Below are 13,815 nucleotides of genomic sequence, written 5' to 3' on the forward strand. Positions count from 1 at the left end.
GTCAACAGCTTTCGCGGCATAAACGCTTAGACTATTGTTTGATTAGCTACTGCTTTGATGACCGAGGTATTTTACACACAAATTTGGACTTGACTCACATTAAACAAAAGTCAATGATCATTTTTACCGACAAGCTGTTTATTTGCCTAACCTTTAAGATTTGCCCCTTGCTGCAAAATCCCTCAGCAGTTGGCGCATACCGATATGCTGCAAGACTGGGTGTTATTATTGAAAAGTGAGTTGCATGAAGGTATGATATAAAAAAATACTTTTGCAGCATTGGTGCACGATGATGAAAGTAGAATTTCATTCCATAGAGAAAATGAGTGACGAACGGCTGCAGTTTGCGGCGGTTTGCGCCGCATACAAAGGCAAATGGCTGTTCGTAAGGCATGAGGAAAGAAACAGGTGAGTTGAAAATGCTGGACTATCCGAAAGATCATCCGATAATCCAACAGATTCAGCAATCGGAGTCTCTGCCCAGGATACCTAAGGATCTCGGAGACGCTCTGAGCATGCTTCTGAATCCTTATGAGTACGACATGAATGAATGCATCGACAGGCTGTACGCTATTCCGGGCATGGAAACCGTACTGGTCCGGGTGATCAACCATATCTCACAGTTCAACCGAAAAATCACGAACTTGAAGGATGCAATTCTGTATCTGGGCGCCTACAACGTCAGAATGATCTCCATTGCGCATATGACCAGGCTGTTGCTCCCGGAAAGCTGCGGCAGGACGAAACTGTTTGACAGCAGGAAGTATTGGCAGCATTGCGTCGGCACTTCCATTGCAAGTTATATGATTGCGGAAAAGACCGGCCAGTGCGACAAGGAAAAGATTTTTACATACGGGTTGATCCATGATATCGGCATAACGGTTTTGGACATCTGCCTGCCGCAACACCTGGATGAAATCTATGCCAAGCAGGTAGAAAACGGGGTCCATCAGACGGTGGCGGAAAAGGTCGTGCTGAATGGCATTACCCATGCGGAGATCGGGATGTGGCTTTGCGAGCAATGGGGACTGCCGGAAGAAATCTGCGTCATCGTAGGCTATCACCACAGTCCGTTCCCGTACGGCAGGATCAATAATGAGATTAATGTCCTTTATCTGGCGGATTCCATCAGCACGAACTACTATGAAAACCTGCTGGGCACCAGTACGACTTTCATCTATTCCGATCATGTGCGGGAAAAGCTGAACCTATCTCATGAATTTGTCCAGAGCCTGGCAGAAAAGCTGCCGGACGAAGTGGATAGGATTATCCGCAACGAATACTTCGCGCTGTGACGGATGCAAAAGGGGATCGGCATTTGCCGATCCCCTTTTGCATGTACGCTTTATGACTTTTTGGAGCTGAAAAGGCTGCTCAGCTTTTCCTTGTGCAAATAGTAGTCGATGTCTTTCAGCTTCGAAGCAGCTTCCCTGTCAAGTACCACCGTGATGCCGCCGCTGAATAGCTGGATGGCTGAGGCGGTGATCTGGGAGGTGACAGGGCCTTCAATGGCTTTTGCCACCACGTCGGCCTTCCGCCTGCCATTGGCGATCATCAGGATGTTCCTGGCTTCCAGGATGGTACCGATACCCATCGTGATGGCGAAATGGGGCATCTGCTCCCTGGGAATGCCGGCTTTGCAATAAAAGAGCTCATAGTTGTCGTCAAGGGTTTGCTTGGTCAGGGCTTCCACGCGTGTCCGGGAAGCGAGGGATGAACCGGGTTCGTTGAAAGCCCAGTGCCCGTCACCGCCTATGCCCAGAAGCTGCAGGTCAATACCGCCGGCCTTTTTGATTTCTTCCTCATACTGCATGCAGAATTCTTCCGGGTTTTTGGTCAGCCCGTCGGGAATATGGATGTTTTCCTTCTTGATATTGATATGCTTAAAAAGTTCTTCGTGCATGAACCGGGCGTAGCTCTGGTCCTGCTCATAGGGCTTACTCAAATCCATACCCAATCCCAGGTATTCATCCAGGTTAAAAGTCTTCACCTGGGAAAAATCCAGACCCTCTTCCTTGTGCATCCGGATCAGTTCCCGGTATGTACCTATCGGGGTACTGCCCGTGGCCAGCCCCAGCACACAGTCAGGCTTTGAGCGGACCATTGCCGCAATCACTTCGGCCGCGTAACGGCTCATTTCTTCATAGGTATTTCTGATGATGACATTCATAATCCATGCTCCTTTGCATGCAGGAAATCCTGCGCAAGAAATCTTGCGTTTTAAAGACTAATACAATAATAAAAACGATTTTCCTGAAATGTCAATCAAAACTTTGGGTTTTTTGACGGATTACAGATTCAGGAGACAGTTGCTTTTCCTGCAAGGGCAAGGTAAAATCTTATTGGTCCCCACTGGGGTTTTGATTTTGCCCTCTTGTCATTCAGAGGGTCCTTTTTTTATTCCGGAGCGCATCCTTGCCGGACAACCCGTCCCGTATAATATGCATATGCCTCTCATATTGTATATCAGACAACCTTGCCGGGAGGTCCGGGGAATTGTCCGCCTTTTTTACCAGCATCGTACGCAATTTCTTCGTCGCATTCGGCGTCGTGATCGGCGCAAGTGTTTTTGCGGGAATCAGCGCCATTCTGACCAACAAACCTCCGCTTGAAGCCATGATGGATATTGCCGGGTCCATCAAGATTTGGGCCATGGCCATAGCCCTGGGCGATACCTTTTCATCCTTCAAGGTGATTGAAAAGGGAATTTTTCAGGGAGAATTCCTTTCCATTTTCAAACAGGGCATCCATGTGGTCATGGCCTTGCTGGGCGCTAATGCGGCCTATGGCTATATTCGTCTGATTCAAAGGTTTGGTGCCCTATGGCGGGAATAAGGACAAGAAGGCCGATTGTGCTGTTTGGCTTTTATGCAGGCGTTGTCACCGGCGTCCTTTTGGGCTTGACCATTATGACCACCCTTGTCAGTTACCGCCTGGAGAACTTCCACAGGATGAATGCCTACCTGGAAAGCGTTATCGCAGAAAAAAACGCTCAGCTGGAACAGCTTGAGAAATCGTTGAACAAGGGCAAATACATCCTCAAATCGGTGGACGTGGTTTTTATCTGCGAGGACGAAGAGGTTGACCTCCTGGTGTTTGAGACCGAGTTGAAAAAGAAGTATCATGCGCTTCTTGGCAAGGAGGTCAAAACCCTCGACGCCGAGATGATCGCCGAGGTGGCCGACAAGCGCATCTTTCGCCTGGACAACGGCCAATACCAGCTCTTTGTCCGAAAACTCATCCTGGCTGAAAACCTGAAACTATGGATTGAAGTCCGCCCGCTGGAATAAGCCTCATGCCTTGCCGTCGAAATAGCGGGTCAGTTGCTCTGCCAGGCTGCGGATAAAGTTCTCGCCTGCCTTTTGGGTGGTGGATTGGGTAAAGACGACCAGGATGAAGGGCCGCTTGCAATAGATGATGCCCGCGTCGTTATAGATGCCCAGCTGGGAATTGGTCCCGGTTTTATGCGCAACCGCATACTTCCGGTTAACCCTTGAAACCCCCACCGGAATACGGGTGTTGTAGATGTTTCCCAAAAGACCTTCATGGATGGTTTTCATGTAGATGTCGGTTTCCCTGTTGACATAAACGTTATAGAGGATCAGACCGGTATCGCGCGGCGTTATGCGGGCGCAGCGCTTTTCGGTGCCGTACCTTGCCAGGTTGTTTTTGCGGCTGTAGCCTATGGCGCCCGACATCTCGCCATATATCCTGCTGTTGTGTATGCCGAGGCGGTCCAGCACCTCGTTGGATTTTTGATTTCCGATGAGCCTCAGCGAAGCGTTGGAATAGTTGTTGTCGCTGTAGCTGATCATGGTTTTGATCATGTTCAGCAGCTTGAAGCGCCTGCCGGTCACCGCGTCGTAATAGGTTTCCTCCGCGCTCAGTTCCCCTCGCCGCATCATATCGCAAAGGATATACCCCTGAAAGAGTTTGACGACAGAGGCGCTGTTAAAATATCCCTCCAGCATGTTGTCGTAGGGATCGATACGGGTAAGGTTCTCGTTGACCCCGCAGGTATAGTTGTTGACAAGGTCCATGACGAAAACCCCGTAGGTGGTCTTGATGCCTGAAACTTGCTCGGCCTTCTTGATGATGCCCAGAACCTCGTTTTTGAAAATGGTATATTCCACGGTGCTGAGATCGGCCTGGGGGAAACTGTCGGTGATGACGGAGGGTTCCTCGGCGGTGCATTCTTCCTGCGGCACGTCTGGCGGAGCAGTGCCTTCCGCGCCGTGCAGCGGTTCTGCGCTCTCAGCGCCTGGATTCTGCCCGGATCCTCCCTGTTCGGGCGCTGGCGGATTCACGTTATTGGCGGGTGTCGATAAAGGAGCCTCCGGCAATGGCTGCTGGGTTTCCACAGAAGGCAGGGGTTCATGGGAAGGCGGGGATTCCACCGGATCAACTCCGGGCATTTCTTCCTGAATGGAAGGCTTCAACCAGTCATCCGCCTGTGTCGGAATGGCTCCGGCTTGAGCCTGATGGCTGGATTCATGGGGACTGAAAGCTTCAAAAGCGGTATTGCCGGGCTTGCCCGAGCTTCCCGGAATAGGCGGGAAGATGAGCGTAACGATGAGTATTGCCGGAATGATTTTCAGTGGCATGAACGGCAAAAGCTCCCGTATCATTGCTGCACTAATTCAATATATGGGCATAGGTTCATAAATATCCTGACAGATTCCTGGCTTTGGTTTGTCCAGACACTGAAATGATGGTATGATTAAAGCTGACAATCTGTTGCGCCAACCGTTTTTGGGGGGATGGATGCAGGGCGCGTGAAGGATGGATTCGGTGGATTTCTTTTCGCAGCTCAAATCTGAATATGGTATCAGCCTCAATCAGCAGCAGCTTCAGGCAGCCGGTCATGTTGTCGGCCCGGCCCTGGTGCTGGCCGGTCCCGGTTCGGGAAAAACCACGGTTATTACGGTGAGAACCGCCATGTTGATTGCATCCGGGCATGTACGCTCGGAGCGTATCCTGACCATGACATTCAACAAGGCTGCGCAGTTGGAGATGAAGACCCGATATAGCCGGCTGTTCGGAAGGTCGGGAATTTCAGTCCGGTTCTCCACCTTTCACAGCTTCTGCTATGGTATACTTCGGGAGTACGAACAGCGCCAGGGGAAGCGGTTCAGGCTCATTGAGGGGTCCGATGATCCCCTGGAAAGCAAGGCCGCCGTTCTGAAGAACATCTGGCGCGAATTGCATCAGAGACAGGCCGGCGATGACGATCTGGAAATCCTGAGCAACGAGATCGGCCTGGTGAAAAACCGCATGGTGCCCGAAAAGGATTTCGGAAGCCTGGAGTTGCAGACACCGCGCTTTGCCGAACTTTACCGGGCCTACGAGGAATACAAGCGAGCCAGGGGCCTTATCGACTTTGATGATATGCTGGTCCATGCATGGCATATCCTGAACCGGTATCCGGATATCCTGTTGCAGTATCGCAGCCGGTATGATTTCTATCAGGTGGACGAGGCCCAGGATTTGTCAAGGCTCCAGTTTGAGATCCTCAGGCTCATCATGCCGTCCGATAATCCCAATGTATTTGTTGTGGCGGATGACGACCAGAGCATCTATGGCTTCCGTGGCGCGGATCCCGGGCACATCCTGGGCATGAAGACGCAGTACCCCGGCCTCAGGTTGTATCGGCTGGAAAACAATTACCGTTCCTCACGGAACATCGTGGAGGTCAGCAGCCGCTTCATCCGGTCCAACAAAAAGCGCTTTGATAAGCAGCACTGCACCCTGAACCCGTATTTTACGAATCCTGTCATAGTCAATGTGAGAAATGCCGGGGAGCAGCTTAAATATGTGGCAGACCGCGTGCGGGAGCTTCGGAAGCGATATGAAAACATCAAAGTGGCGGTACTTTACCGGAACAACCTGTCATCGGTATGCCTGGTGGACTATTTCGAACGCCATGGCATCCCTTACAGGGTCCGACAAAACAAGGTGCATTTCATGCAGCATTGGATGGTACAGGATATCCTGGCGTTTTTCCGCTTTGCCCTGGATCCTTATGACAGGGAATCCTTCCAGAGGATTTGCTACCGGATGAACCGCTATATTTCAAAGACCATGGTCCAGCAGGCCTTAATGAATGAACGCTTGGAAGTCCTGGATGCCATCAGCGCAAGCCCGGACCTGAATCCGTTCCAGCAGAAGAAGATGTTGGAACTGAAATGCGAATGGAGGCGGTTCGCCAGGATGCCGCCCGATAAGGCCCTGGCGTATGTCGAAAATGAATTCATGTACTTTTCCGGCATCAAGGGCCTCTGCGACAAGACCGGGCAATTCTTTGACCGGGTTTACGCCATGTTTGGCATCCTGAAAACCCTGGCGGAAGGAATTGGCACCATACCGCAGTTCCTGGAGCATCTGGCCAGGTTGGAGAAGCTTCTGGAATCGCCTTCCCCGACGCATAGCCAGGATGATGACTTCCATGTGACGCTGACCACGCTTCACTCGGGAAAAGGATTGGAATTTGACGCCGTTTTCATGGTGGATCTTATCCAGGACGAGATCCCCGGACAGCACGCCATAAAGGCGATGCATGCCGGCTATGAGGCGGAGATGGAAGAAGAGCGGCGACTGTTCTATGTGGGGATGACCCGTGCCAGGAAATACCTGTACCTGATAGCCCCGGAGCAGAACCATGGGCTGCCCGTTTCCCGTTCAACTTTTGTTAACGAGGTGGCCTGCATCCTCAATCAGGACTCCCGCGAGAGGATCCGTGAGGGTTCAGTCCTGTACCACAAGAAATACGGAAGGGGCATCGTGGCGGGCATCTCGGTGCATGACGGCAAAACGGCCGTCATCAGAGTGGATTTCGGTGGAAAGACCAGGAGCCTGGATCTGGCCATCTGCCTGGAGCACGGCATCATCACCCTGGATGCGGCAAACGAATGAAACACCACGTTTATGGCCGGGTATGCCGAACCGGACCATATCAGGACTTATAGGGAAGGTGACAGTTATGAAAAAGCAGTGGACGCTCCTGTGCGTCATAACGGCAGCCATGCTGGTGCTTGCGGTTCTCTTTGCGGATGGACTGCAGGCCGGCGGTTTATCCGGTGCGTACAGTGAAAAAAGCGGTCATGTCATCATCAGCGAGATCATGGCCATGAACCATACAGGCCTTGTCGATGAGGACGGAGATACCAGGGACTGGATTGAACTCTACAATCCGGGGAGCCAGCCGGTAAACCTTTTGGACTATGGTTTGTCCGATAAACAGGACATACCCCATTTATGGACCTTTCCCGATGTGACCTTGATGCCCGGCGAGTATTTGCTGGTATGGGCTGACGGAAAGGACAGGGTGTCCGATGCAGGGCTCCATGCCAATTTCCGGATAAGCGCAGGCGAGGTGATCACCCTGTCCAATCCTTCCGGCATGGCTGTTGATTCAATACGTCTGGACAGGGTCATTCCCGATGTTTCATACGGTGTGGCTGCCGGAGGAGGCCATGCTTTCCTGGCCCAGGCCACGCCCGGAGACAGCAATGCCGAGGCCATTGCGGATCTGACGCCCTATTTCGCGCAGGTCAGCCTGCCGGAATTCTCTGCGGGAAGCGGTTTTTACAGTGAAGGTTTTGAACTGGTGCTGAGCTGTTCGGATCCAAGGGCCACCATCCGCTATACCCTGGACGGATCCGAACCCACCGCCGATTCACCCGTTTACCAGGAGCCCATCCTCATTCGTTCAAGGGAGGGGGAGCGCAATGTTTATGCCAACATCACAGGAATATCCATTGCGGACATGCCGCCCCTGAAGGAAGTCTTCAAGGGAACGGTGGTGCGGGCGCGCGCTTTTTTGCCGGACGGTTCCATGAGCGAAACGGTGACCCATACCTACTTTGTGGACGAGGATATGGCCGGACGCTACAAGCTTCCCGTCGTATCCCTGGTGACGGATCCGGATAACCTGTTCGACTATTTCACAGGAATCTATGTGAAGGGAAAGGTGTTCAGCGATTGGATGTCCCAAAACCCGAATGCGCCTGTGGACGGCGAGACTCCCGCCAATTACAACCAGAGGGGAATGGCGTGGGAGAAGGAAGCGCACGTGACCTTCTTTGAGCCCGACGGAACCGTGGGATTTACCAAGAATGTCGGGATACGGACATCGGGAGGATGGACCCGGGCCAACCGGCAAAAATCCCTGCGCCTGGTTGCCCGAAACCGGTATGAGCGGCCCGATGTCATTGAATATCCCCTTTTTCCCGGCTTGACCCGGCGGGGGAACCCGGACGAGCCCCTGACCGCCTTCAAGCAGATTCTTCTCCGAAGCTCAGGGAACGACTGGGAATCCACTTTGTTCCGGGATGCCATGATGCAGAGCCTTGTTGAAGGCCTTGGGGTGGATACCCAGAGCTACCGGCCTGCGGTCCTGTTCATCAATGGCGAGTTCTGGGGGATATACAATATCCGGGAAGTCTTTGATGAATATTTCATTCATGACAACTACGGCGTGGATTTTGACCATATCGCCATCCTTGAAGGGCGTTCCGGCGAACAGGGCATGGAGCTTTACTATGGCCGGGAAGACGATGCGCAGTCCTTCAATGATTTGCTCGAATTTGTGAGAACCCACGACATGAGTCTTCCGGAGAATTATGAATACGTAGCCGAACGCATAGACGTGGATAATTTCATCACCTATCACGTGGCCCAGATCTATTTTGCCAATACCGACTGGCCCGGAAACAACGTGAAGGTCTGGCGGAAACGCACGGATACCATTGACCCCGACGCGCCCGCGGGTCATGACGGCCGCTGGCGCTGGATGCTGTATGATACCGATTTTGGTTTTGGCCTGTACAGCTTTTATGCTACGGCAAGCCACAAAACCCTGGTGTTTGCCACCAAGGCCGGGGGAACGGAATGGCCCAACCCCGACTGGTCAACGGTGCTTTTACGGTCCCTGCTGACCAATGAGGAGTTCAAAACCAGGTTCATTGCCAGATTCGTGGACCTGCTCAATACCAGGTTCCATCCCGATTATGTTACAAAGCGCGTGGTGGAGATGCGGGAAACCATCATGCCGGCCATCCCGGAGCACCTGGAGCGCTGGATGATCCTGAACCGAAGCATTGATGAGTGGAAGCGTCATACCAATGGCCTCATCGGCTTCGCGCTGCAGCGGGTCAACTATATCACCCGGGATTTGAAGAGCTATTTTGGCCTGGAGCGGTATAAAATTTCGCTGGAAGTGTCCGATGCAGCGGGAGGCGCCATACGGCTGAACGGCATGGATATGTTCATGAAGGATGTACAGTGGAACGGTGTGGCCATGGAAGGGATTCCGGTTACCCTGGAAGCAGTTCCGAAGGAAGGATACCGGTTCGCTGGATGGGAAACCAACATGGGCTTTAAGGATGAACCGGCTGTCACACTTGTGCCTGAAGCCGATCTGGCCATACGGGCGATATTCGAGAAAGAATGAGGTGACACCAGCGGGAAGGGAGCCCGTAAAGGTTAAGGTCGCATTGCGATAAGGCGCCAAAACATCCTGCGAGAATGGGGGGCGGCTGCTGTTTGAGCGCAGCGAGTTCAGCCGCCCACCATTCGAGCAGCTTGATGTTTTGCAGCCGTGCAGCACAGCGACCGGCTTTACGGGCTCCCTTCCTATAGCAAGAGACGTGGCAATCTCAAAAAGTCCATGTTGCAGGCTTTGGCTATTTCAGCCTGGGATTCAGCACCGAAAGCTTGTAAATCTGGTCGTTCTCCCTGAGCAGATTGGTTTCCTTCCAGACACCGGCGAACCGGATATTCTCACGGAGCAGGATATCCTCACCATTGGTGAGCCTGACGAAGTCGAAACGGTAGAACTGACCGTTTCCGACGGCGTAAACCAAGTACAGGGAGTCATGCCTGTCAATGGAGTCGATCTTGTCCACCAGACCGTACCAATTCCCATGGATGACTTCCACAAGGGCCGATGCGTCCCAGTACCAGCTATGATAGGGCGCGCACAGAAAATCTTCGGGAATGTAATCTATCCGTTTGATCTTCCAGCCTTCCCTGCCCGTGTCCTCAACGGTTACCAGGCCATAGTAATAGGCAAAATAGCCGGGCTGGGCCGTGTCTTTGGTTTCTCCGGTGGTTGGCGGGCCGGTGATGACCTCTGTCTCCACCATGTAATACCGGATGTTGTCCGGCGTATCAGGGGGAGCCCAGGCCGGAATAAGCTTCAACAGCGTGGTATGCCCTGTTCCTTTGAAAGAGTCGATGAACTTTTGAAGGGGCAGGGCTTTTCTGTAGTCCTCGGTCAGCAGCTTCCAGGCATAGGGATAAGGCTCCTGGTGATAGCCGATGGTGCCGCAGCCGCCGTGATGACCCGCCATGTTGGAAGCCTCGCGCAGCAGGCCGTAATAGGCTTTGATAAGATCCTCAGGGTTCTTGAAGACGGGGACGGTCTCATGGGGGTTCTGAAGCTCGGAGAAGGAGTACTTGGTATTGAGGGCCGGACTGCCTGAAGGTCTGTGAAACCGTTCGGGTTCATCTTCGTCCAAATCGGCGACCATCAGGCTTCCCATGCGCTCTTCCGTTTCAATGCGGCCCGGATGGATCAGGGCACCCATGACGTAGGTGGTGGCTGTACGGTGGTAAATAATCAGTAGCCCGACGACGAAAGCAAAAGCCAGCAGCAGTACCATTAACGGTTTCCTGTATGTTTTCCACACTTCATGCATGGCAGCATTACCTCATATCATACCGTATTGGGGCAGGGAACGCGATCTTGCATTCGCAGCCTAGTTTAATATATGTTAGATATGAAGGTACATGCCATGTAAATCGGTCATGATATGCCATCTATGGAGGACGCACCCTATGAGGCTTTCTGAACTGCTCGTCTACAACAGCATCATCATCCAGTGCCACAATGATCCGGATGCGGATGCCATTGCATCGGGATTTGCCCTTTATACCTGGTTCAGGGAAAAGGGGAAGGATGTCAGGCTCATATACAGCGGAAGGTCAAAAATATCCAAACCCAATCTCCTCTTGTTGATAAAGGAACTGAGTATTCCCATAGAATATGTGGAATCCCTGGACCATTTTGACGGCCTTCTCATCACCGTGGACTGCCAGTACGGAGCCGGTAATGTCAAAAAGTTCGAAGTGCCGCATGTGGCCATTATCGATCACCATCAGCAGGAGATAACCGGCATCGAGCGATCAGATATCCGGAGCTATCTGGCAAGCTGTTCCACCCTGGTATGGAAGATGCTGCTGGACGAAGGCTTCGACATCAATGCCCATCCGTATGTTGTCACCGCCCTCTGGTATGGTCTTTATTCCGATACCAACGGTTTTTCCGAACTGAACCATCCCCTGGACCGGGACATGCGGGACAGCCTGGTGCCCGACAAACTCCTGATACGCAGACTGAGGAACAGCAATCTGACCCTCAACGATTTGGAAACGGCGGGTATGGCACTCATCCGTACCTCATACAACCGGAAGAACCGGTTTGCCGTCATCAAGACCAACCCCTGCGATCCCAACATCCTGGGCTATATCAGCGACATGGCCCACCAGGTGGACGTGATCGACGTATGCGTGGTTTACAGTGAAATAAACAACGGCATCAAATACTCGGTACGAAGTTCAAACCATGAGATTATGGCCAGTGAGCTGGCGGCCTGGATCGCCGACGACATCGGTTCGGGCGGTGGCCATGCTGAAAAGGCCGGGGGTTTTATCAGTTACCACAAATTCGAGGAGAAGTATCCCAGTATCAATGCGGACGAATACCTGCTTTCCCGGATAAGCGAGTATTATTCGTCCTTTGATGTGATATATGCCGGCAAGTATGAGCTGCGGCTGTCGGAAATGAAATGCTACAAAAAGCTGCCTGTGGTCTGCGGGTACGTGAAAAGCACCGATATCTTCCCCAAAGGAACGCCCTTGCTGGTCAGAACCCTGATGGGTGACCTGGATGATCTGGTGGCCGATGATAATCTGTATCTCATGATAGGGGTAAAAGGCGAGGTCAGTCCTATTGCAAGAACCATGTTTGAAAGGAACTATCGTGTCATAGACGAACCCTTCAATCTTGAGACCGAGTATTTTCCCAGCGTTCGTAACAGGATGAGCGGTGAGAGCATCGATCTGCGGGCAAAGGCGCAAAAATGCGTCAGCACGGGCGAAGGTCGAATCCTCGCCAAACCTCTTTGCAGATACAGCAAGGTGTTCACCATCTGGGACAAGGATACCTATGTGCTTGGCCGCCCGGGCGATTATCTTGCTGTGCGGACGGAAGACCACAATGACATTTATGTCATCCGGGGAGATATATTCAGCCAGATATATCAGGAAATCTCAGATTAAATGCCCATGCAGTGAGTAGAATTAATACTGATGTGAAAAGATGCCTATTTAACAAAAAAATTATAATAATATATGGGAAATTATTACAAAATGCTATATAATGATATTGTTGGGTTTTCTGCGTGACAAAAAGCGGGGGGGGGGAATGCGAAAAGATCAACTGTTTAAGCCACGTTTGTGGATGAGAATTTTAATAACTGGAGGCTAGTATGATGAAACAACATCCTGCAGAACGGGAAGGCGGTACGTCTATCACTTTGCGGAATGGATTTGTCAAGGATGTGAGCCAGAGTTTTACCTCCTTGACAGGGTACATGCCGGAGATGGTTACCGGCAAAACCATCGAGGATCTGCTGGTGAATGATCTCAAGGCGACCGTGGAGAAACCGGAACTGATTAAGCAGTCTGAGAATCTCCATTGTTTTATCTTCAATCGGTGGATGAAGCCGGAGGAAGTGGATATTTCGTTCACCGAATGCGGAGCTTCCGGTGAAACAATTGTGTCCATCCATACTGCGGATACCTATAAGGATATTGAACGATCCCTCAGGGAGAAATATGAAAAGCTGCTGGAAAAGGAAAAGGCAGAGAAGGAAGAATTAAAGAAAGCTCTGAAAGCAAAGGACGAATATTTCATGTTCATTGCCCATGAGCTGAAAACGCCGCTGGCCATTATCCATTCGGCCGTTCAGGCAATAGAATACCTTTGCAAAAACGAACTGAGCGAAAAGCTCAGGGGCTTCCTGCAAAAAATCAAGCAGAACACCCATAAGCAACTCCGGCTTATTAATAATATTCTTGATATTTCACGCCTCAACGCGGGCGGTCTCAAGATCAACCGGCAAAACATCGATATTGTGGACCTGGCAAGGGAAATCACCGAATCGGTCAAGCTATATGCCCAGCAGAAGAATATCACTTTGGGCTTTGATGCCGCAATGGACAGCAAGATAATGGCCATCGATGAGGATATGTTTGAACGGATGCTTTTGAATTTGCTGTCCAATGCCATCAAGTTTACCCCGGCAGGGGGACAGGTCCATGTTTCGATTTCCGAAACCCATTCAGGCCAAAAGGAATATGTGTGGATTACGGTAAAGGATCAGGGCATCGGTATACCGGAAGACAAACAGGAATTGGTTTTTGAATGCTTCGGCCAGGCGGATTATACCCTGGCACGGCAGACGGGGGGAACCGGTATCGGATTGTCCCTGGTAAAGAAAATCGTTTCCGCTTTCGGCGGTGAAGTCTTCCTTGAAAGCAGGATCGGGGAAGGCAGCACCTTCAAGATCCAACTGCCGGTTTATGTGGAGCAGGAAAGCAAAGCGTGCGAAGGCATGGCGGGGAGGAATCTTTCCCAGTTTGTCGCCATGGAGTTCAGCGATTATCTTTCCTGAAAGCGGCAGTTTTCCGTGGACCAGCTGCGCGTGAAGCCGTTGGAAGTGTTGCATCCCTATACCTTTATCTGGTATA

Annotated in this window: 11 protein-coding genes; 8 read left to right on the forward strand and 3 right to left on the reverse strand. The window is 51.7% G+C overall.

The genetic code is table 11. From position 1 onward, the window contains the following. Together F3H12_RS13360 and F3H12_RS09385 are read left to right on the forward strand one after the other, a co-directional pair. A partial coding sequence (locus F3H12_RS13360; protein WP_207706828.1) for a hypothetical protein occupies positions 1-239 on the forward strand: 239 nt, incomplete at its 5' end. 180 nt (positions 240-419) lie between these two features. After that, complete coding sequence (locus F3H12_RS09385; RefSeq protein ID WP_149679084.1) at positions 420-1,295, forward strand: HDOD domain-containing protein; 876 nt, start codon at positions 420-422, stop codon at positions 1,293-1,295. Positions 1,296-1,345: 50 nt separating this feature from the next. Here F3H12_RS09385 and nagB read toward each other — a convergent pair whose 3' ends face one another. Continuing rightward, complete coding sequence (nagB, locus tag F3H12_RS09390) at positions 1,346-2,170, reverse strand: glucosamine-6-phosphate deaminase (RefSeq protein WP_149679085.1); 825 nt, start codon at positions 2,168-2,170, stop codon at positions 1,346-1,348. Positions 2,171-2,496: 326 nt separating this feature from the next. Between nagB and F3H12_RS09395 the strand changes: the two genes are divergently transcribed. Further along, positions 2,497-2,835, forward strand: coding sequence for a YtrH family sporulation protein (locus F3H12_RS09395; protein WP_149679086.1), 339 nt, complete (start codon positions 2,497-2,499; stop codon positions 2,833-2,835). Beyond that, positions 2,823-3,290: a sporulation membrane protein YtrI gene (locus F3H12_RS09400; protein ID WP_149679087.1), complete on the forward strand. Its 468-nt coding sequence runs from the start codon at positions 2,823-2,825 to the stop codon at positions 3,288-3,290. The genes F3H12_RS09395 and F3H12_RS09400 overlap by 13 nt, the downstream gene beginning before the upstream one ends. Positions 3,291-3,293: 3 nt before the next feature. On the opposite strand, the gene F3H12_RS09405 is transcribed toward F3H12_RS09400, so the two are convergent. Further along, positions 3,294-4,604, reverse strand: a complete 1,311-nt coding sequence (locus tag F3H12_RS09405; RefSeq protein WP_188118473.1) for a serine hydrolase — start codon at positions 4,602-4,604, stop codon at positions 3,294-3,296. 187 nt (positions 4,605-4,791) lie between these two features. Here F3H12_RS09405 and F3H12_RS09410 point away from each other — a divergent pair, with 187 nt between their 5' ends. Together F3H12_RS09410 and F3H12_RS09415 are read left to right on the forward strand one after the other, a co-directional pair. Continuing rightward, positions 4,792-6,912: an ATP-dependent helicase gene (locus F3H12_RS09410; protein WP_422822210.1), complete on the forward strand. Its 2,121-nt coding sequence runs from the start codon at positions 4,792-4,794 to the stop codon at positions 6,910-6,912. A 67-nt stretch (positions 6,913-6,979) separates the two neighbouring features. Beyond that, a complete protein-coding gene (locus tag F3H12_RS09415; protein WP_188118474.1) occupies positions 6,980-9,451 on the forward strand; it encodes a CotH kinase family protein in 2,472 nt (823 codons plus the stop codon). 232 nt (positions 9,452-9,683) lie between these two features. Here the strand turns inward: F3H12_RS09415 and F3H12_RS09420 are convergent, their stop codons facing one another. After that, a complete protein-coding gene (locus F3H12_RS09420) occupies positions 9,684-10,664 on the reverse strand; it encodes a hypothetical protein (RefSeq protein WP_149679091.1) in 981 nt (326 codons plus the stop codon). Positions 10,665-10,839: 175 nt separating this feature from the next. Here F3H12_RS09420 and F3H12_RS09425 point away from each other — a divergent pair, with 175 nt between their 5' ends. Next, positions 10,840-12,342: a DHH family phosphoesterase gene (locus F3H12_RS09425; protein ID WP_149679092.1), complete on the forward strand. Its 1,503-nt coding sequence runs from the start codon at positions 10,840-10,842 to the stop codon at positions 12,340-12,342. Positions 12,343-12,551: 209 nt separating this feature from the next. Then, a complete protein-coding gene (locus F3H12_RS09430; protein ID WP_149679093.1) occupies positions 12,552-13,739 on the forward strand; it encodes a sensor histidine kinase in 1,188 nt (395 codons plus the stop codon). Positions 13,740-13,815: the final 76 nt, after the last annotated feature.

It is taken from the genome of Thermoclostridium caenicola, from assembly GCF_900142095.1.
GTDB lineage: Bacteria > Bacillota > Clostridia > DSM-8532 > DSM-8532 > Thermoclostridium_A > Thermoclostridium_A caenicola.